Origin of the sequence: Actinomadura sp. K4S16, assembly GCF_008327685.1 — a bacterium.
Taxonomy (GTDB): Bacteria; Actinomycetota; Actinomycetes; order Streptosporangiales; family Streptosporangiaceae; genus Spirillospora.
In genome coordinates this window covers 195,929-215,674 of the sequence record NZ_BDDE01000009.1, presented here as the reverse complement: position 1 = coordinate 215,674, position 19,746 = coordinate 195,929, and the positions used below count along the sequence as shown (strand labels likewise).

General features: G+C 69.6%; 14 protein-coding genes. 8 read left to right on the top strand and 6 right to left on the bottom strand.

All coding sequences use genetic code 11. The features are described from left to right. Positions 1–355: 355 nt before the first annotated feature. From K4S16_RS00745 to K4S16_RS00725, 5 genes are all read left to right on the top strand, one after another. On the top strand, positions 356–1,378 hold the full coding sequence (locus K4S16_RS00745) for a sugar-binding transcriptional regulator (RefSeq protein ID WP_149256842.1): 1,023 nt from the start codon (positions 356–358) through the stop codon (positions 1,376–1,378). 135 nt (positions 1,379–1,513) lie between these two features. Continuing rightward, positions 1,514–2,395 carry a transketolase gene (locus tag K4S16_RS00740; RefSeq protein WP_149256841.1) on the top strand — a complete coding sequence of 294 codons (882 nt, stop codon included), beginning with the start codon at positions 1,514–1,516 and terminating at the stop codon, positions 2,393–2,395. After that, entirely contained in the window at positions 2,392–3,354 is a 963-nt protein-coding gene (locus tag K4S16_RS00735; protein WP_149256840.1) for a transketolase family protein, read from the top strand. Before K4S16_RS00740 ends, K4S16_RS00735 begins: the two co-directional genes overlap by 4 nt. Continuing rightward, the gene (locus K4S16_RS00730; RefSeq protein WP_149256839.1) at positions 3,341–4,858 is read left to right on the top strand and encodes an FGGY family carbohydrate kinase; all 1,518 of its coding nucleotides are present in this window, start codon (positions 3,341–3,343) and stop codon (positions 4,856–4,858) included. Before K4S16_RS00735 ends, K4S16_RS00730 begins: the two co-directional genes overlap by 14 nt. Next, complete coding sequence (locus K4S16_RS00725) at positions 4,855–5,874, top strand: sugar phosphate isomerase/epimerase (protein ID WP_149256838.1); 1,020 nt, start codon at positions 4,855–4,857, stop codon at positions 5,872–5,874. The genes K4S16_RS00730 and K4S16_RS00725 overlap by 4 nt, the downstream gene beginning before the upstream one ends. Here the strand turns inward: K4S16_RS00725 and K4S16_RS00720 are convergent. Next, the gene (locus K4S16_RS00720) at positions 5,868–6,875 is read right to left on the bottom strand and encodes a sugar-binding transcriptional regulator (protein ID WP_235036481.1); all 1,008 of its coding nucleotides are present in this window, start codon (positions 6,873–6,875) and stop codon (positions 5,868–5,870) included. The two genes, K4S16_RS00725 and K4S16_RS00720, sit on opposite strands and share 7 nt — an antisense overlap. Before the next feature lie 287 nt (positions 6,876–7,162). Between K4S16_RS00720 and K4S16_RS00715 the strand changes: the two genes are divergently transcribed. From K4S16_RS00715 to K4S16_RS00705, 3 genes are all read left to right on the top strand, one after another. After that, positions 7,163–8,578, top strand: a complete 1,416-nt coding sequence (locus K4S16_RS00715) for a cellulose binding domain-containing protein (protein ID WP_149256837.1) — start codon at positions 7,163–7,165, stop codon at positions 8,576–8,578. A 436-nt stretch (positions 8,579–9,014) separates the two neighbouring features. Continuing rightward, complete coding sequence (locus K4S16_RS46340) at positions 9,015–11,054, top strand: nucleoside hydrolase-like domain-containing protein (RefSeq protein WP_160160827.1); 2,040 nt, start codon at positions 9,015–9,017, stop codon at positions 11,052–11,054. Between the two features lie 223 nt (positions 11,055–11,277). Next, the gene (locus tag K4S16_RS00705) at positions 11,278–13,965 is read left to right on the top strand and encodes a nucleoside hydrolase-like domain-containing protein (protein WP_235036489.1); all 2,688 of its coding nucleotides are present in this window, start codon (positions 11,278–11,280) and stop codon (positions 13,963–13,965) included. A gap of 152 nt (positions 13,966–14,117) precedes the next feature. Here K4S16_RS00705 and K4S16_RS00700 read toward each other — a convergent pair whose 3' ends face one another. From K4S16_RS00700 to K4S16_RS00685, 5 genes are read right to left on the bottom strand one after another with little or no spacing between them, the layout of a single operon-like run. Then, complete coding sequence (locus K4S16_RS00700; protein WP_200841607.1) at positions 14,118–15,608, bottom strand: GMC oxidoreductase; 1,491 nt, start codon at positions 15,606–15,608, stop codon at positions 14,118–14,120. Further along, on the bottom strand, positions 15,605–17,062 hold the full coding sequence (locus K4S16_RS00695) for a GMC oxidoreductase (protein WP_200841606.1): 1,458 nt from the start codon (positions 17,060–17,062) through the stop codon (positions 15,605–15,607). Before K4S16_RS00695 ends, K4S16_RS00700 begins: the two co-directional genes overlap by 4 nt. Next, the gene (locus K4S16_RS44835) at positions 17,059–18,060 is read right to left on the bottom strand and encodes a sugar phosphate isomerase/epimerase (protein WP_200841605.1); all 1,002 of its coding nucleotides are present in this window, start codon (positions 18,058–18,060) and stop codon (positions 17,059–17,061) included. Before K4S16_RS44835 ends, K4S16_RS00695 begins: the two co-directional genes overlap by 4 nt. After that, positions 18,057–18,443: a DUF6379 domain-containing protein gene (locus K4S16_RS00690; protein ID WP_149256833.1), complete on the bottom strand. Its 387-nt coding sequence runs from the start codon at positions 18,441–18,443 to the stop codon at positions 18,057–18,059. Before K4S16_RS00690 ends, K4S16_RS44835 begins: the two co-directional genes overlap by 4 nt. Further along, on the bottom strand, positions 18,443–19,744 hold the full coding sequence (locus K4S16_RS00685; protein ID WP_200841604.1) for a DUF6379 domain-containing protein: 1,302 nt from the start codon (positions 19,742–19,744) through the stop codon (positions 18,443–18,445). Before K4S16_RS00685 ends, K4S16_RS00690 begins: the two co-directional genes overlap by 1 nt. Positions 19,745–19,746: the final 2 nt, after the last annotated feature.

Genomic DNA, 19,746 nt, shown 5'->3' with positions numbered 1-19,746 from the left:
TAACGCAGCCCAAATCCGGTGTCAATAACTCCGGGGATCACGACCCGATCTCAGGCGAGCAGGTCAGACGCGACGTCACCGCGGGAGCGGACGCGGCACAGCGACGCCCTGAACCCTCCACGCGGCATTCGAGGTCGCCTCCGGATCACCCGGCGACCACCAGGGGGCGACTAGGCAAACGCACTTGAATGGCTATTCTCTGCCTCGGCACGGTCCTCGCCGCGTCGCCATGGGCGCGATCCGCCCGGTGGAGGCGCGGCCGGGACCGGGCGTCCGGGCCCATCGAGCGCCGCGACCGCGGGGACTGCGGCGGCGCCGGTCGGCCGAGGGTGTGGACAGAGAGGCGCCGAGCATCATGAACAGTCCCGGGGCGCTGCCCCTGAGCGACATCCCGCCGGACCAGATCCGGCTGCTGACCAAGGTCGCGCGGATGTACCACGAGCGCGGGATGCGCCAGCCGCAGATCGCCGAGCAGCTGCACATCTCCCAGCCCCGGGTGTCGCGGCTTCTCAAGCGGGCGGCCCAGCTCGGCATCGTCCGAACGACGGTCGTCACCCCCCGCGGCGTCCACGCCGATGTCGAGGAGCGGCTCGAACAGGGCTACGGGCTCAGCGAGGTCGTCGTCGTGGACACAGGCGACCAGGCGGACGAGCCGCACGTGCTGCCCGCGCTCGGTTCGGCCGCGGCCGCGTACCTGGAGACCACCCTGATGGGCGGCGAGCGCATCGGGGTGTCCTCCTGGAGCTCGACGCTGCTGGCGGCGGTGGAGTCGATGAGCCCCCGTCCGGCGGCGGACGCGGGCAGGGTGGTCCAGATGCTCGGCGGGGTGGGCAACGTCACCGCGCAGGCGCGGGCCACCCGGATCACCGGGCGGCTGGCCCAGCTGACCGGTGCGGATCCGGTGTTCCTGCCCGCCCCGGGCCTGCTGGGGTCCGGATCCATGCGGCAGGTGATCGTCACCGATCCCAACATCGAGTCGGCGCTGGCGGCCTGCGACGACCTCACCATGGCCCTGGTGGGCATCGGGAGCCTCACTCCTTCGCCGCTGCTGCGCGACAGCGGCAACGCCTTCGCCGAGAGCGAGCTGCCCGAGCTCCGCGCGGCCGGCGCCGTCGGCGACGTCTGCCTGCGGTTCTTCGACGAGCACGGCAGGCACCTGCGGACGAGCCTCGACGAGCGGATCCTCGGGATCGCCCCCGGCACACTGCGCCGGGTGCCGCGCCGGATCGGCCTGGCGGGCGGGGAACGCAAGCGCACCGCGATCAGGGCCGCCCTCCTGGGCGGCTGGGTCAACGTCCTGATCACCGACTACCAGACCGCCCTGTGGCTGGCCGCCGCCATTGACACGCCCGATCAGCCCCCCATACGGTATTGCTAATCGCTTACGAATAAATATTCCTCCTCATCGAGGAGCAGGTGCCCGAGCTCGCTGAGAGCGCCGGCCCCGGGGCTTGAGAGCGGCTCCACGGGGCTCCCTCCGGCGCGGTGCCTGAACGGGTGGGAAAGGGACCACATGCTGACCACCGACGACCCCCAAGCCGACCACTACCTGCGGCTGCGGCGGCGGCTCGCCGAAGGCAGCGCGGCCGACGCGGCGGCGGCGCTCGCCGACATCGCCCGCGAGGTCCGCCGGACCGACCTCGCCATGATCCGCCGGGCGGGGCTCGGCCACATCGGCAGCGACTTCTCGGTCATCGACATCCTGGTCACGCTCTACGGGGCCGTGCTGTCGGTCGATCCGCGCGCTCCGCTCGCCCCCGACCGGGACCGGCTCATCCTCAGCAAGGGGCACACCGCCGGAGCGCTCTACGCGGTCCTGGCCCAGTTCGGGTTCTTCCCCCGGTCGGCCCTGGAGACCTTCGCAGGACCGCTGTCGCCGCTCAACGGCCATCCCAACCGCACCAAGGTGCCGGGCGTGGAGACCAACACCGGTCCCCTCGGCCACGGCTTCCCGGTCGCGGTCGGCGTGGCGCTGGCGCACAGGCTTCGCGGTTCCCGCAGCCGGACCTTCGTGGTTCTGGGCGACGGCGAACTGCAGGAGGGCAGCAACTGGGAGGCGGCGATGACCGCCGGCCACCACGGGCTGTCGGCCCTCACCGCCGTCGTGGACCGCAACAGGCTCCAGCAGGGCGCCCGCACCGAGGAGACCAAGCAGCTCGAACCGCTGGCCGACAAGTGGCGCAGCTTCGGCTGGGACGTCCGCGAATGCGACGGCCACGACCACGGCCGCCTGCTGGCCGCCTTCACCGAGCCCGCAGGCGACCGGCCGGTCTGCGTCATCGCCCACACCACGAAAGGCAAAGGCGTGTCATTCATGGAAGACCGCGTCGAATGGCATCACAAGGTCCCCTCGGCGGAGCAGGCCGCCTCGGCGTTCGAGGAGCTCGCGCGATGACCGACACCGTCGCCGCGGCGCCGCTGTTCGACTGCAGGAAGGCCTTCGCCGATGAGCTCGCCGAACTGGCCGCGGGCGACGAGCGCGTCGTCGTGGTCTGCAACGACTCGGTCGGCTCCAGCAACCTGGTGCGGTTCCGCGAGGAGTTCCCCGACCGGCTGATCAACGTCGGCATCGCCGAGCAGGACCTCGTCGGCGTCGCCGCCGGTCTCGCCAACGGCGGCATGCTGCCCTTCGTCAGCGCGGCCGCGCCGTTCCTGACCGGCCGCGCGCTGGAGCAGATCAAGGCCGACATCGCCTACAGCCGGGCCCGGGTCGTGCTGTGCGGGCAGAGCCCTGGGATGGCGTACGGGGAGCTGGGGCCCACACACCACTCCATCGAGGACCTGTCATGGATCCGGGCGGTCGCCGACCTGCCGGTGATCGTCCCGGCCGACCCCGCCGAGACCCGCGCCGCGCTGCGCTGGGCGGCCTCCCACGAGGGCCCCAGTTTCCTGCGGATCGGCCGGTTCGCCGTCCCCGCCGTGCACCCGGACACCATCAGCTTCTCACCGGGCTTGTCGCGGCAGCTCGCCGACGGCGACGATCTGACGGTCATCGCCGTGGGGACGATGGTGTCGCGGGCGCTCGACGCGGCGGCGCGGCTGAAGGAGGAGGGGATCGCGGTGCGCGTGATCAACATGGCCTCGATCGAACCGCTCGACGAGGCGGCGGTGCTGCGGGCCGCCGCGGAGACCCGCGGGGTCATCACGGTCGAGGAGGCCACCGTGACCGGCGGCCTGGGCGCCGCGGTGTCCGGCCTGCTCAGCCAGCGGCGGCCCACCCCGATGAAGATCCTCGGCGTGCCGCGCACCTTCGCACCGACCGGGAGCACCGAGTTCCTGCTGACCCACTTCGGCCTCACCGCGGACGGGATCGCCGCCGCGGCCCGGCAGCTGGCCGGCGATGAGCGGCGATGAGGTGATCCTCGCCCTCGACCAGGGGACGAGCTCCACCAAGGCGCTCCTGGTCGACCGGCAGGGCCGCGTGCTGGCCCGCGCGTCCCATCCGCTGGGGCGGAGTCATCCCCGTCCGGGCTGGGTCGAGCAGTCACCGGACGAGATCTGGACCAGCGTGCGGACCGCGACCCGCCGCTGCCTGGACGGGTACGATCCCGCCCGCGTCGCCGCGGTCGGCATCAGCAACCAGCGCGAGTCGATGCTGCTGTGGGACCGGCACACCGGCGACCCGGTCACCCCCGTCCTCAGCTGGCAGGACCGGCGCACCGCGGCACGCTGCGCGAACCTGCTCACCGCCGGATATGGGGAGAAGGTCTGGGAGGTCACCGGGCTGCCCTTGGACCCGATGTTCTCCGCGACCAAGGGGGCCTGGCTGCTCGACCACGCCGACCCCGACCGGAGCCGCTCCCTGCGCGGCGACCTGTGCCTCGGCACCATCGACTCCTGGCTGCTGAGCCGGTTCGGCGGCGAGCACGTCATAGAGATCGGCAACGCGTCGCGCACGCAGCTGCTCGACGTCCGCACCGGACGGTGGGACCAGCGGCTGCTGGAGCTCTTCGACATCCCGCCGGAGGTGCTGCCCCGCCTCGTCGCGTCCACCGGACCGTTCCCCTCCGCCCGCGGCCTGCCGCCCCTGCCGGACGGCGTCCCGGTGGCCGCCGTCCTCGGCGACTCCCACGCCGCCCTGTTCGCCCACGCCGGCTGGCTGCCCGGCCGGGTCAAGGCGACCTACGGCACCGGCTCGTCGGTGATGGCCCTGCACTCCGACACCACCGCCGTCGGCGCCGGGCTGTGCCTCACCATCGCCTGGTCCACCGGTCTCGGCTCCGGTCCCGGCGAGGGCACGATCGCGCACGCGGTGGAGGGCAACATCCTCTCGACCGGGGCCACGCTGCGGTGGCTCGCCGACACCGTCGGCCGCACGCCCGCGGAACTCGCCGACCTCGCCGACGGGGCGAGCAGCGACGGCGTGCATCTCGTCCCCGCGTTCGGCGGCCTGGCCGCCCCCTGGTGGGACTCCACCGCCCAGGCCACGCTGGTCGGCATGACGCTGGCGACCGGGCTCCCCCAGCTCGCCCGCGCCGCCCTGGAGTCGACCGCGTTCCAGGTCGAGGACGTCGTCGCCGCGGCCGGCCCGCACGAGACCCTCCTGGCCGACGGCGGCGCCGCCGCCAATGCGACCCTCATGCAGATCCAGGCCGACATCGGCGGACGGCAGGTCCACCAGTCCCTGGTCAGCGACCTCTCGCCGATCGGGGCGGCGCACATGGCCGGTCTCGCCTGCGGCCTGTGGACCCGAGGCCGGCTGGAGGAAATCGACCGACCCGCCCGCGTCTTCTCCCCCCGTACCGGGGCCGATGATCGCCGGCGCATGCGCTCCGCATGGCACCAGGCGGTGTCCCGCGCACGCGCCACCGCTCCGTCGGCGGACGCCGACGTCCCACCCTCAGGAGGCTCTCAATGACGAACCAGCCGAAGCCCGAACCCCTCTACGGCGCCGGCCTCTGGCACTTCGGGCAGTTCCGCGACCGCTACGCCACCGACGGGTACGGGCCGCCCGTCTCCACCCTGGAGGCCATCGACCGGGCGGGGGACGTCGGAGACCTCTCGGTCGTCGACATCAACTACCCGTTCAACCCCGCCGAGCTGGACATCGCCGCCGTCGAGGACGCGCTCAAGGCCAACGGCCTGCGCGCCATCGCCCTGACCCCGGAGATCTACACGCGGACGTTCTGCCGGGGCGGCTTCACCAACCCCGACCCGGAGGTCCGCCGCCAGGCCATCGAGCTGGTCAGCGACGCTGCCGACCTCACCCGCCGGCTCGGCGGCGACTACGTCAAGCTCTGGCCGGGCCAGGACGGCTGGGACTACCCGTTCCAGGCCGACTACAAGGCGCTGTGGGCCATGTCGATCGACGCGGTCCGCGAGCTCGCCCAGCGCCACCCCGACCTACGCTTCGCGATCGAGTACAAGCCCCGCGAACCCCGCAATCGCATGACCTTCTCCTCCGCCGCCCGGACACTGCTGGCGATCGAGGAGATGGACGTGCCCAACGTCGGGATCCTGCTGGACTTCGGCCACTCGCTGTACGGGCTGGAGTCGCCCGCCGAGGCCGCCCAGATGATCATGGCGCGGGACCGGCTCTACGCCATCGACGTCAACGACAACTTCCGCGGCTGGGACGACGACATGGTCGTCGGCTCCGTCCACCTCGTCGAAACGCTCGAGTTCTTCCACGCCCTCACCCAGGCCGACTGGCAGGGCGTGTGGCAGCTCGACCAGTTCCCGTTCCGGGAGAACGCCGTGGAGGCCGCCCGCGCGGGCATCGAGATGATGCGCACGATCTGGCGCGCCTTGCAGGTCCTCGACACCGAGGCCCTCGCCGAAGCCCAGGCCCGGCAGGACGCCCTCGCCGCCCAGCGGATCGCAAAGCGCGCGCTCCTGAGCGCCCAGACCGAGGGGCCGGAGCGCGGCTACTGACCGGCAGGCTCCTGGGCGAGGCGTCGCGCGACGTCCAGGTCGGTCACCAGGACGTCCACCCAGCCGCCGCGCAGCGCGGCGCGGATCGCCGTGTACTTGCGGGCGCCTCCGGCGATCGCGACCACGCGCGGGATCGAGCGCAGCGTGGCGGCGTCGATGCCCAGGACCCGGTCGTCCAGCTCGGACTTGACGACCTCGCCCTCCTCGTCGAAGAAGCGCAGGCAGATGTCGCCGACCGCGCCGAGCTCGCGCAGCGCGTCCTGCTCGGCGTCGGCGATGGCGTTCCCGCTCTCCACCAGGAGCGGCGAGGGTTCGAGGCTGCCCACGCCGGCGAGCAGCGTCGTCAGGCCGCCGTACGTGGCGAGGACCTCGCTGATGTGCGGGTCGGCCATCAGCACGTCACGGGCCTCCAGCGAGGAGGCCAGGCCGGGGGCGGGCAGGAAGACCGCCTCGGCCCCGGTGAGGATGGCCAGCCGGTCGGCGAGCCGGGTGGCGTAGACCTGCGAGGTGCTGTTGCCGACTCCCCCGATGACCTGGACCACCTGCTCGGCGACCGGGGTCGGCCGGGGGTGCATGGCGTCGACGGTGGCCAGCAGCGTCGAGCTCCACGACGAGATGCCGATGCGGTCGCCGCCGGTCAGCGTCGTCTCCAGGTACACGGCGGCGGCGGCGCCGATGGCCTGCAGCGTGGAGCGTTCGCTGGGCGAGGACTGGCCGGGGTCGGCCACGACCACGTCGCGCAGGCCGAAGCGCTGCTCGATCTGCTCCTCCAGCTCGGCGTGGACGCCGGCCGGGGTGACCACCGTGGTGCGGACGATGCCCAGCTCCGCGGCCTGCTTCAGCAGCCGCGAGACGCGGGGCTGGGAGATGTGCAGCTGCTCGGCTATCCGGGGCTGCCGCATGCCGTGTTCGTGGTACATGCGGGCGACCTTGGTCAGCAGTCGTAGCTGCGTGGTCGCCACACCGCCGATGGCGGGCTCTCGCCTGCGATCGCTGGGCACGAGACTCCTCTGCGGACCGGGGGCGGGGCGCCGGACAACACCCGCGATCTCATGCTAGCTGAATGTCCATTCACGCCTGAGTGGGCGTGACGAACGGTGTCCCGCGCCCATGATGCTTGAATGAATATTCATATGTGAAACATTATGAAAGAGGCCATTGCGGCAGGCATTTCCCGGAGGGACGATCTCGGCGGTCCCCTCCTGGGACCAGGCACTGAGCGCCTCCCCCGAGGCGGGCAGGCAAGTCACGAGCCACCCCACGGCCGTGGCGGGAAGGAGCAGGTCTCATGAGACTCGTCCGGCCTGGAGCCGCTCGCTCCCGGCAGCGCCGCGTCGCCCTCGCCGCAGTACCGCTGATCGCAGGCGGCCTCGTCACCGGAGTGTCCGCGATCCAGGCGCAGGCGGCCGCCGGCTGCGCGGTGACCTACACGACCAGCGACTGGGACGGCGGCTTCACCGCCGGCGTCAGCATCAAGAATCTCGGTGACGCGGTCAACGGATGGACGCTGGGCTTCACCTTCCCCGATTCCGGCCAGAAGGTGAGCAACGGCTGGTCTGCCGCCTGGAGCCAGAGCGGGCGGAACGTCACCGCCAAGAGCATGGACTGGAACGCCGCGATCGCCTCCGGCGGCTCCGTCGAGATCGGATTCAACGGCCTCTCGTCCGGCCCGAACCCCAAGCCCTCGTCCTTCACCCTCAACGGCACGGCCTGCACCGGATCCACCGCCCCCGGCTCCCCCACTCCCACGCCGACCGACACCCCGCCCCCCGGCTCAGGTACCTGCGACACCGCCCTCCACGGCTGGGCGGCCGTCGCGGGGGCCGGCCGCAACACGACGACCGGCGGAGGCGACGCGACCCCGCAGACCATCACAACGCTGGGGGACCTGCAGAAGTACGCGGGAGACTCCACGGCACGCGTCCTCCGGATCTCCGGAACGATCAACACCGGCACCAGCGCCGTGAACATCGCGAGCAACAAGACCCTGGTCGGCGCCGACAAGAACGCCACCATCCAGGGCGGGCTCAACATCGAGTCCGGCAACGGCAACATCATCGTCCGCAACCTGAACATCCGCGGCGCCGGGTACGGCCGCTACCCCGCCGACACGCTCGCGGCGCGCGGCTCGGACCACCTCTGGTTCGACCACCTGAACGTCCAGGACGCGGGCGACGGCCTCCTGGACCTCACCAAGGGCTCGGACTTCCTCACGGTGTCCTGGGTGAAGTTCTGGTACACCGACCGCAACAACTCGCACCGCTTCGCCAGCCTGATCAGCGCCGGCGCCGACCACGACTCCACGGACGCGGGCAAGGAGAACGCCACCTTCCACCACAACTGGTTCGCCGACCTGGTCGACCAGCGAATGCCGCGGATGCTCTTCGGCAAGGGGCACGTCTACAACAACTACTACACGGCCACCGGCAACACGTACGCCGTCGGCGTGGGCGCGCTCGCTTCGGTCCTGATCGAGAACAACTACTTCAAGGGCACGCACAACCCCCACCAGTTCATGTACGACCGCCCGTCGTACATCACGGCCCGCGGCAACGCCTACGACAACACCAGCGGCAAGCGGGACAGCGGAGCCGGCGGCACCGGAGGGGGCGTCACCCCGTTCACCGACCCTCCGTACAGCTACAAGCCGGACACCGCGGCCGACGTCCCCGGCATCGTCAGCCGCTGCGCGGGACCACAGTAGACGAGAGGTACATCGCGGAACGAGCTCGTCGCGAAAGTTGAGTGAATGTATATTCAAGGCTGAATACAACTTGTCGACACCAGTCGCCTGTGTAATCATCACGGGCAATCCAGCCAACTGGAGATAGTCGGCCCGCCGAGACATCCGGTGAGCAGGCGCGGCGTCCTGCGGCGCGTCACTCGCTTTACAACGACCATGGCAATAAAGCCTGCAATCGATATAGGAAGCGCTGTCCTTCAGCGGCCGCATCCGTCGAAAGGGTTACTTCCAAGGGTTCAATCGCCGGATGGTGTGCGGATGCCGATCGCAGGCTGAGTCGCATCACGTGTGCCGTCTGGAGTGCGAGGAAAGGGTTCGAATGTTGTCAACGAGGCATAGGCCGTTCGCGGTGCTGTGCACCGCGGTCGCCACAGCACTGCTTCTGCTGCTGCAAGGCATGGGAGCTGTGGAGGCGGCGGCCTCCACGGACGGCTGGTCGAGGATCGAGGCGGAGAGCTACACGAGTTCGGGTGGCTCGCTGCAGACCTGCAACGGGGTGCTGTGCTACGTCGGAGCCAACGCCTGGGTCCAGTACAACGGCGTGGACCTGCACACCGGCACCGACACCATCCAACTGAACGCCGCCAACGGCGGCGGCGACACCAAAGTCCAGGTCTGGATCGGCGGAACCAACACCGCCACCCTCACCATCGGCGGCACCGGAGGCTGGGACACCTACCAGACCAAATCCCTCACCCTGCCCGCCCAAAACGGCGTCCAGGACGTCAAACTCGTCTTCGTCAACGGCAACCTCAACCTCGACTGGCTCACCTTCTCCGGAACCTCCACACCCCCGCACAACGACGGCACCGTCTTCGCCGTCAACGCCGGCGGAAACGCCTACACCGCCTCCGACGGCACCACATTCACCGCCGACACCGGCTTCACCGGAGGAACCACCTACACCACCACCAACCCCATCGCCGCAACCACCGACGACCCCCTCTACCAAACCGAAAGATACGGAAACTTCACCTACAAAGCCACCGTCCCCAACACCGCATACCTGGTCACCCTCTACTTCGCCGAGACCTACCACACACAAACAGGAAAACGCAGCTTCGACGTCCAAATGGAGGGCACCGAACGCATCACCGACCTCGACATCTACGCCAAAGCAGGAGCCAACACCGCCTACACCACCCAAACCCCCGTCACCGTCACCGACGGAGCACTCGACCTCAAATTCATCTCCAACGTCGAGAACGCCAAGGTCAACGCCATCAAGGTGACCACGGCCGGACCCGCCGAGGACCCCGTCGCCGCCTTCACCGTCTCCCCCGAACGGCCCAAGCCCGGAGAGACCGTCACCGTCGACGCGTCCGGCTCCTTCGACCCCAACGGCACCATCACCGCCTACAAGATCGACTTCGGGGACGGCGCCACCGCGAACACCGCGACCGCCACCCACAAGTACACCGGCGAAGGCGGCTACACCGTCACGGTGACCGTCACCGACAACGACGGCCGCACCAGCACCGCCAAGAAGACGATCTCCGTATCCCAGAAGCAGAAGTACCGGATCGTCGTCTCGTCGGACTTCCCGACGCTGGACGGAGCGAACAGCGACCCGGACGACGTCCAGTCGATGGTCCGCTTCCTCATGTACAGCAACGAGTTCGACATCGAGGGAATGCTGGCCACGGCCGCCACCACGCGCAACGTCGCCAACAAGCAGAACATGCTGGCCGCGATCGACAAGTACGCCCTGGTGTACCAGAACCTCAAGAAGCACGACCCCGACTACCCCAGCCCCGACTACCTGCGTTCGATCGTCCACCAGGGCCGCAACGGCACCTGGGGCGGATCGACCGGCAACAACATCGGGGCCGGCAAGGACAGCGACGCCTCGGACGCGGTCATCAGCATCGTCGACAAGGCCGATTCGCGGCCGGTGTGGTTCTCCATCTGGGGCGACAACAGCCAGGTGGCGCAGGCGATCTGGAAGGTGAAGAACACGCGCAGCCAGGCCGAGTTGGACCGCTTCCTCAGCAAGATGCGCATTTTCGCCATCGCGCACCAGGACGACACGATCGACTGGATGAAGCAGAACTTCCCGAACCTGTTCATCATCCACTCGAACACCACCTACGGCGGGATGTTCTGCAACAGCGGCGACACCTCGCTGTGCAACCTGGCGTGGCTCGACGCGAACATCCGCAACAACCACGGGCCTCTCGGGGCCGTGTACCCGCCGAGAGGATGCTGCATCACAGGGGTCCAGGAGGGCGATTCGCCGTCGTTCCTTCACCTGCTCAGCGCGAACCGCGGGATCAACAACCCCGAAGACCCCACGCAGCCCAGCTGGGGCGGCCAGTACAAGCGCGACGGATCGACCAACCACTGGGTCGACGGGCCCGGCGGAGGAACCATCTCCAGGTGGCGCGCCGACTTCCAGTCGTCCTTCGCCGAACGCGCGGACTGGAACCTCCCATGAGTGTGGGCTGACACAAGGGCGTAGTTCCACCAGATCCGGGGGCCTGAAGGCGTTGAAAGGCGACGCCTTCAGGCCCTTCCCGTGACGGGAGGCGGCCATATCGGCAGGTCCGCTCCATAGCTAGAGCGGTTTCGAGTTTCTCGTCCTCAAAGAGGAAAGGATTCTAATGTCGTCAAGAAGGCATAGGCCGTTCATGGTCCTGTGCACTGCAGCCGTGACAACGATGCTCCTGCTGCTGCAATGTGTCAGTTCCGTTCCGCGGGCCTCGGCCGCGGCCACCATAGATGGGTGGACGAGGATCGAGGCGGAGAGCTACACCGGTTCGGGTGGCTCGCTGCAGACCTGCAACGGGGTGCTGTGCTATGTCGGAGCCAACGCCTGGGTCCAGTACAACGGCGTGGACCTGCACACCGGCACCGACACCGTCCAACTGAACGCCGCCAACGGCGGCGGCGACACCAAAGTCCAGGTCTGGATCGGCGGAACCAACACCGCCACCCTCACCATCGGCGGCACCGGAGGCTGGGACACCTACCAGACCAAATCCCTCACCCTGCCCGCCCAAAACGGCGTCCAGGACGTCAAACTCGTCTTCGTCAACGGCAACCTCAACCTCGACTGGCTCACCTTCTCCGGAACCTCCACACCCCCGCACAACGACGGCACCGTCTTCGCCGTCAACGCCGGCGGAAACGCCTACACCGCCTCCGACGGCACCACATTCACCGCCGACACCGGCTTCACCGGAGGAACCACCTACACCACCACCAACCCCATCGCCGCAACCACCGACGACCCCCTCTACCAAACCGAAAGATACGGAAACTTCACCTACAAAGCCACCGTCCCCAACGCCGCATACCTGGTCACCCTCTACTTCGCCGAGACCTACCACACACAAACAGGAAAACGCAGCTTCGACGTCCAAATGGAGGGCACCGAACGCATCACCGACCTCGACATCTACGCCAAAGCAGGAGCCAACACCGCCTACACCACCCAAACCCCCGTCACCGTCACCGACGGAGCACTCGACCTCAAATTCATCTCCAACGTCGAGAACGCCAAAGTCAACGCCATCAAGGTGTCTCTCGCCGGGCCGGCGGCAGCCTTCACCTACACCCCCGCCAAGCCCGTCCCGCACGAGACCGTCACCTTCGACGGTTCGACCTCCAGCGACGCTGACGGCACCATCACCGCCTACGCCTGGAACTTCGGAGACGGCACCACCGGCACCGGGCAGAAGGCCACCCACACCTACACCGCCGCCGGCGACTACAAGGTCACACTGACCGTCACCGACAACGACGGCAAGAGCGGAAGCCAGAGCCAGACGGTCAAGGTCTACTCCGGCGACCCCGTCTCCGCGTTCACCGTCTCCCCCGAGTTCCCCAAGCCCGGAGAGACCGTCACCGTCGATGCGTCCGGCTCCTTCGACCCCGACGGCACCATCAGCGCCTACAAGATCGACTTCGGGGACGGCGCCACCGCCGGTACCCGGACCGCCACCCACAAGTACGCCGGCGAAGGCAGCTACACCGTCACGGTGACCGTCACCGACAACGACGGCCACACCGGCTCCGCCAAAAAGACGATCTCCGTCAGCAAGGCGACGTCCCTCAAGCCGCGCGTGGTCGTGCTGACGGACATCTCCACCTGGGAGCCGGATGACCACGAGTCGCTGACGCGGCTCCTCGCCCATGCGGACATGTATGAGATCGAGAGCATCGTCCTGACGACCGGCTGGAGCATCGACACCCTCAACGACCCCACCAAGAGCGGCTTCATCAGCATCATCAACGACACGATCAACGCGTACGAGAAGGACCTGCCCAACCTGATGAAGCGCTCGAACCAGGTGGGCTTCGCAGCCGACGAGAGCAGGCAGGAGATCGGGTACTGGCCGAGCGCCCAGTACCTGAGGAGCCGGGTCATGACCGGAAGCCGGAACCGGGGTGTCCAGTTCCTGGGCGCCTCCAACGACTCCCCCGGCAGCAACGAGATCATCAAGCTGGCGGACGAGAACGACGCCCGTCCGCTCTACGTCACCGTCTGGGGCGGCGGGAACACGGTCGCCCAGTCCATCTGGCGCGTGAAGCAGGACCGGACGCAGGCGCAACTGGACGCGTTCCTCCGCAAGCTCCGCGTGTACACCATCACCGACCAGGACAGGGACTCCTCCCAGCCGCTCAGCTACAGCTCGCACCAGTGGATGCGCAGCGTCTCGGGAGGCAACCTCCTCTTCATCTGGGACGAATGCGCCTGGAAGTTCCAGAACGGAACCGGCAAAGCGAACTGGAACCAGTACGCGACCGATATCCAGGGCCACGGAAACCTCGGCAGGCAATACCCCAAGTACGTCTACGGCGTAGAGGGCGACACCCCGTCCTTCCTCTACGTCACGCCCACCGGCCTCAACGACCCGGACCATCCCAACCAGGCCAGCTGGGGCGGAACGTACAAGGGAGACTCGAACAACGTCTGGACGGATTCCAGTACCTGCGGGACGTACAACAACCGCTTCTACTCGGCCTCCTACAACAACTTCGCGGCGCGGATGGACTGGGCGCAGTCCGGTTCCGGCAACCGGAACCCCGTCATCGTCCTTGACGGCGACAACGGCGTCAGCGTCCTGAAGAAGACTCCCCGCCAGGGCACCGCGGTCACGCTGGACGCCTCCAAGACGACCGACCCTGACGGGAACAACCTCACCTACAGCTGGTGGATCCAGTCCGACGCCGGCACCTACCCCGGAACGGTCAACATCTCCAACAGCTCTTCAAGCACCGCCACGATCAACGTGCCGTCCGATTCCGCCGGAAAGATCTTCCACGTGATCCTGGAGGTGAAGGACAACGGCGAGCACAACCTCAGCGACTACCGCCGGATAGTCTTCGAACCGACCTCATAGCGCTTCGCCATCGCCTGGGACAGGCCCCCGGCGAGCCCTGACGACGGGCGGCCACCGCTGTGATCACCTGGGTCTCCAGGACCTCCGATCCGCGGTGGCCGTGCCGTCCTCATGCTGAACCCTCAGAAGTCCCCACTGACCCGCGTATCGGCTTACGGACGGATCGGGGTCCCCATACGAAGGCGGGCGGCAAGCGCCGCCGCACCTCTGGCGGCCAGGGCGACGCTGGTCAGGGTGGGGTTGCAGGCGTTGGCGGTGGGGATCAGACCGTTGCCGGCAAGGACCAGGCCGTCCGTGCCCCAGAGGCGCGAGTAGGTGTCGCAGACGCTGGTTCCGTCGTCGGCAGGGCCCATCCTGAACGTCCCCATGTAATGGAGCGAACTGCCCGCAGGCATCGCACGCGGCATTCCCGGCAGGAAGTCGCCGAAGAGCGCCGCGGCACGGAGCGCGACGGACCGCGCCCGGTCCAGCTCCGCTTCCTCTCGTTCGGTGAGTTCGTAGGCGATGCGGATGGCGGGCAGGCCGGTGTCGTCCGGTGCGCCGTCGTCGAAGGTGACGCGGTCGGATGACCGGGGCCACTTGCGCACGCCCCAGCCCATGCCGATGTAGCCCGCCGGATTGTCGGCCTGCGGGTGGTCGGGTGGGAGTGGCACCGGACAGGTCGGTGTGAACATCAGCTGGGCGTGGAACGGATGGGCGGTGTCGCTGTACCCGAGGTTGACTGCCGTGGTGATCGGGTCGAGGGACCGGGCCCGCACGGCGGGCAGGGTTCCGGGCCGCACCGCGACCACGCCGAAGAGCAGCGGATGCTCGGTGAGGTAGCGGCCCAGCGCGGGGGGACGGATGCCCGAAGCCCACAGCAGTTGCGGGGTGCGGAGAGCGTCGGCGGCGACCACCACGGCGTCCGCCTCCAGCCGTTCCGAGGCACCGGTCTCCTGGTCGCGCAGGACAGCGCCGGTCACCCGGTTGCCCGACACCAGCAGCCGCGTGCACAGGGTCCGCGGGCGGAGAAGGAATCGGCCCGGGCGGGGAAGCACCACGTCGGTGCCGGCCCACCGCAGCATGCCGTCGGGCTTCGGATCCGCCGCGATCGGCAGACGCCTTACCGGAACGTCCGGAAACGCGTCCGCGAGTAGCGCGAGCGCGGCGTCGGCCTGCGGTGATTCGGTGAACGCGGAGTGGGTGGTGTGCAGCAGCCGCTCGGCGTCGGCGACGTGCTCCTCCCACTCGGCGGGATCTATGAAGGCGACGCGCTCGGTACCGGTGGGCCGGGGAGTGGCGCAGGTCCAGTGTGCGCCCTGCCCGCCCACGCAGGTGGAGACGGCAGCCGCGGGCATGCCGCCGGAGCCTTTCGCCGGGCGCCCGATGAGGTGCGTTCCATGCCTGGCGGTGACGGTCCCTTCGGCGACGGTGCCGCCGGGCACGCCTGCCACGCCGGGCAGGCCCGCGGTCCCCTGGGAGGCGTCGCGCGCCGCGGCCTGCCCGCCGGGCTCGGGAATGTTCTTGATGTTCATGCCGGGCGGGTCGGTCAGGATCGGCCCGGCGTCCACCATGACCACCTGGATGGACGGCAGCGCCTCGGTCAGCACGCGGGCGTAGGCGGCACCGGTGGGTCCGCTGCCCACGATGAGGACTCTCGTCACGCGTTCTCCTCCTTGGCACGGAGCCCGGCCTGAAGCGCGCGGGCGCTCAGTACGCCGAACGCGACAGCGGTCAAGGTCGGGTTGCACGCGGTGGCGGTGGGGATGACGTTGTTGCCTCCGACGTAGAGGTTGTCCGTGCCCCAGACCCGGCCGGTGGCGTCGCAGACGCTGGTGCCGTCGTCCGCCGGTCCCATTCGCGTGGTCCCCTGGTAGTGCAGGGAACTGCCCGCGGGCATGACGAACGGATCGTCGAGCGGCCGGCCGAGCGCCTTCGCGGCCGCTTTGATCTCGGCGGTGGCCGCCGCGACGGCGGAGCGGTCGGCAGCCGTCAGGCGGTACTCGATGCGGATAGCGGGCATGCCGTGCTCGTCGAGCTCACCTTCGTCGAACCAGACCCGGTCGTCGGCGGAGAGTTCCTTGCGGCAGAACCAGCCGAGGCCGACGACCTGCCCGGGCCGGACGGTGGTACCGGGGTCGAGGGGCACCGGTGAGGCGTCGAGCTGCATGACCTGCCCGTGGAACGGCCGGTCGGCGGCGTAGGGCACCCAGGAGACCCCCGAGAGGGGGACGATGGCCGTGCCAGGAGCCGAGGTCTGGAGGATGCCGGGTTTGTCCAGTAGCGCGGCTGCCATGACCTGCGGCTGGTCGTTCAGGTAGCGGCCGAGTGCGGCGGGACGGATGCCGGAGGCCCACAACAGCCGCGGAGTGCGCAGAGCATCGCCGGCCACGACGACCGCCCGTGCCGTGACCCGCCGCACGGAGCCGGTGGCGATGTCGACCGTCTGGACGCCGGTGGCGCGGCGGCGGTCCTCGACCAGCACCCGCCGTGCCAGCGTCCCGGGGGCCAGCGTCACCCCGGGGCGCCGCCACAGGTCGCCGGCGATGACGGCGGGACCGGTCCAGTGCGGCGAACCGTCGGCGCCCACGGTCACCGCCATCGGCATGGGGCCGACCGGGCGGACGCCGGGCCGGTCGAGCCGCTCGCCGAGCACCTTCTGCACCATCGGGGTCAGCGGTGCCCGGTCGAAGGCGTGCGTCGTGACGTGCAGGAGCTGCTCGGCGCGGGCGAGGGCGGCGTCGAACGCGGCCGGGTCCAGGAAGTCGGGGATCTCGTCGTCGCCGGGGCGGGGGCACGCGCAGGTCCAGTGCGCGCCCATCCCGCCGACGTTGGTGGAGACGGCCGCGTTCGGCATGGCGGGCGTGCCGATCAAGGCGGTGCCGGGCCGCGGTGGCGTCGCACCTGCCGGAGTGCGCCTTCCCGTCACCGCGGCCACCGCCGACGCGCGGGTCGAGGGGTCCGCGATGTTCTTGACGTGCCCGCCGGCCTCGGGCCCGAGCACCGGGCCGGCGTCCAACACGAGCAACCGCAGCGACGGCTCCAGGTCGGTGAGCTCTCGCGCGATGGCGGTGCCGACCGGTCCGGAGCCGACGATCACGACGTCGTAGCCGCTCACAGCGCCTCCAGAATGCTCTTGCACATCCGCTGGTGGGCGGCGACCTGGTCGAAGGCGTTGTGGCGGGCGGTATAGGCGTGGGCCTCGTATTCGCTGGAGATGAAGCCGGTGTACCGCTGCTCGCGCAGCACCGCGAGCACGGCCGGGTAGTCGATCGACGGATCCTCGCCGTCGGTGATGCCGTAGAACTTGCCGTGCACATGGACGACGTGCGGGAAGAAGTCCGCCCATCGGTCCGGCTGCATCCGGCCGTGCATGGTGAGCAGCATCTTCAGGTGGCCGACCTGGTCGGGGCGGGCGCCGAGGGCGGCGGCGCGCTGCTCCAGGTCACCGAACTTGGCGATGGCCGGCCCCGCTTCGGCCCACGCCTGCTCGGCCAGTCCGGTCAGCGCCGGTGCGATGCCGGCCTCCCGGTGGGCGTCGGCCACCGCGTCGGGGAGGGCGCGCATGCTGGCGCTGAAGTCCGGGATGAACCCGAGCCATTCGGTCTCGAGGCGGGTGAAGAACTCCTTGAGGGCCGCGACCGGAGGCGCGTCCAGGGTGAGCGGGCTGTGGATCTCCACGCCGATCCGGATCCGCAGCTTCTCCGCCAGTGGCAGGAGCCGGGCGAGCACAGCCGGACCGCATTCGGCGCCGACGCGGACCACAGGGAACCCCAGCGCCGCGGCGCCGCGCAGTTGCACGGCGAGGTAGTCGTACGCCTCGTCGTCGCCGAGCAGTCGGCCGGGGCGGAGCGCGAGATCCAGATTGATCGCCAGGCAGGACGGGACGAGCCCGGTGTCGTCGAGCGCGCCGCGTACCGTGCGGACGAGTTCCTCGTCGGGACGCGGCCAGCCGCGCAGGCTCTGGAAGGCGACGATCTCCAGCCCGGGGCCCAGCCCGCGGGCCGCGACGTCGCGGATCAGCGTGATCACGTCCGTGCCGGGCCGCCGCTGTTCCAGTGTGAGGCTGAAGAGGGTGGTGCCGAGGCGGGGAAGCCCGATGGCGGTGTCGGTCACGGTCGCCTCGCTGCGAGGGTGCGGTCGGTGCGGCTGGTGGACAGCAGCGGCTGCCGGTCGGGGCCGGTGAGGATGTAGGGGATGGACAGGCCCAGTTCGAGCCCGATGCGGTGCTCGCCCGCATCCCCGGGAACGTGCAGGATCAGCGGGTCGGTGGTGAACCAGTACTCATGGGTCAGGCCGGTGAGCTCCTCCCAGGCGCGGCGCACGCCGTTGACCGTCACCTGCGGGACGACCGGCGCGCCGTCCACGGTCACGTCGAGTCGGACCACGCACGACAGCGGCAGGGCGCGGTACCAGTGCGTGTGGACGGCGATGTCGAGGCCGTCCGGGGTGGCGGTGAGCGCGTCGTCGCGCAGAACCTGATCGTCGAGGGGGCCCATCAGCGTCCTTCTTCCTCGTCGCCGGGCGCGCTCTCGGAGGCCTGGAGTGCGCGGAGCAGGGCATGCTGGCGGCGGACCTGGTCGCGGCCGCGGTACGGCTCTCGCCGGCCCTCGTACTCGCTGGACAGCCAACCGCTCCAGCCGTGCCGCAGCAGCGTGCCGACGATCGGCGACCAGGGCACGTGCAGGTCGGTGAGGGCGTCGTCGATCTCGAAGAACTTGGCCTGGATGAAGTGGACATGCGGGAGGATCTCGACGAGGTCGTCCATCGGCACGGCCAAGGGTTCCAGGAACGCCGGCCGCTTCTTGCCCTCGATGCCCTCGTGCCCGTCGTCAACCGGCGCGGTCTGGAAGATGCCGGTGTCGATCAGAAGCTTGAAGTGGTCGGTGCCGGTCTTCTCGATGAAGTCCAGGTACGCCTGGGTCACCGGGTGCCGGATCGGAGTCGGGCTGTGGATCTCCGGGCAGAGGACGACGTCCAGCTCCTGGGCCAGGTCGAGGCTGCGTTCGACCGCCTCCCGCCAGACCGGGTGCGGGTCCAGTTCTGCGGAGACGACCCCGAACTTGGGGCGGATCGAGGAGAATCCGAGCCGTGCGGCGAGCCGCAGGTCCAGCCGGATCTGGTCGGCCGCCTCCCTGGCGGTCAGGTCGCGGTCGCGCCACATCGCGGTGTCCACCCACGAGCCGTAGTTCGTCGCGGTGAGCCCGTGTTCGCCGAGCAGCCGGTGCCAGTGGTCGATCCACTCGGCGGCCGGGGAGGGGTAGCCCGGGACGTTGCCTTCGCCGAGGATCTCGATGCCGGTGGCGCCGAGGTCGGCGATGTCGGCCATGGCGTCCTCCAGCGTCATGGCGGTGTACATGTCGCCGGAGTAGCTGTAGAGCGAGACGCAGTAGCGCAGGCCGCCGGCCGGGACCTCCGGAACGATCACCCGTTTCCCAGCGGCCCGGAACACCGAGCGGGCGACGAACGGCGGGAAGTACGGCCGGCGGAGATAGACGGCGACCTCGATGTCGTGCACACCGGGTGCCAGACCGCCGGGCTGCGGCACGGTCACCGTCGCGGTCTCGTCCAGCTGCCACCGCACGTCGGTGCTCGCGCGCAGCTCGTCGAGGGTGAAGGTACGGCCCTGCAGGGTGATCCGGGGGGCGTCGTGGTCCCGCTTCCGCCCGTCCACCACCACCTCGACGCCGTCGAGCAGGCTGCCCGCCACACCGCGGTAGTTGGGGTTGCGCAGGCGGAACTCGAAGCCGCCGGGCACGTTGCGGAAGCCGCGGTTCTGGATGATGTCGCGGTCGAGCACGA

Excerpts from the sequence above, each read along its gene's own strand:
- K4S16_RS00745 (WP_149256842.1), top strand. The coding sequence starts at position 356 with ATGAACAGTCCCGGGGCGCTGCCCCTGAGCGACATCCCGCCGGACCAG.
- K4S16_RS00740 (WP_149256841.1), top strand. The coding sequence starts at position 1,514 with ATGCTGACCACCGACGACCCCCAAGCCGACCACTACCTGCGGCTGCGG.
- K4S16_RS00735 (WP_149256840.1), top strand. The coding sequence starts at position 2,392 with ATGACCGACACCGTCGCCGCGGCGCCGCTGTTCGACTGCAGGAAGGCC.
- K4S16_RS00730 (WP_149256839.1), top strand. The coding sequence starts at position 3,341 with ATGAGCGGCGATGAGGTGATCCTCGCCCTCGACCAGGGGACGAGCTCC.
- K4S16_RS00725 (WP_149256838.1), top strand. The coding sequence starts at position 4,855 with ATGACGAACCAGCCGAAGCCCGAACCCCTCTACGGCGCCGGCCTCTGG.
- K4S16_RS00715 (WP_149256837.1), top strand. The coding sequence starts at position 7,163 with ATGAGACTCGTCCGGCCTGGAGCCGCTCGCTCCCGGCAGCGCCGCGTC.
- K4S16_RS46340 (WP_160160827.1), top strand. The coding sequence starts at position 9,015 with ATGGGAGCTGTGGAGGCGGCGGCCTCCACGGACGGCTGGTCGAGGATC.
- K4S16_RS00705 (WP_235036489.1), top strand. The coding sequence starts at position 11,278 with ATGCTCCTGCTGCTGCAATGTGTCAGTTCCGTTCCGCGGGCCTCGGCC.
- K4S16_RS00690 (WP_149256833.1), bottom strand. The coding sequence starts at position 18,443 with ATGGGCCCCCTCGACGATCAGGTTCTGCGCGACGACGCGCTCACCGCC.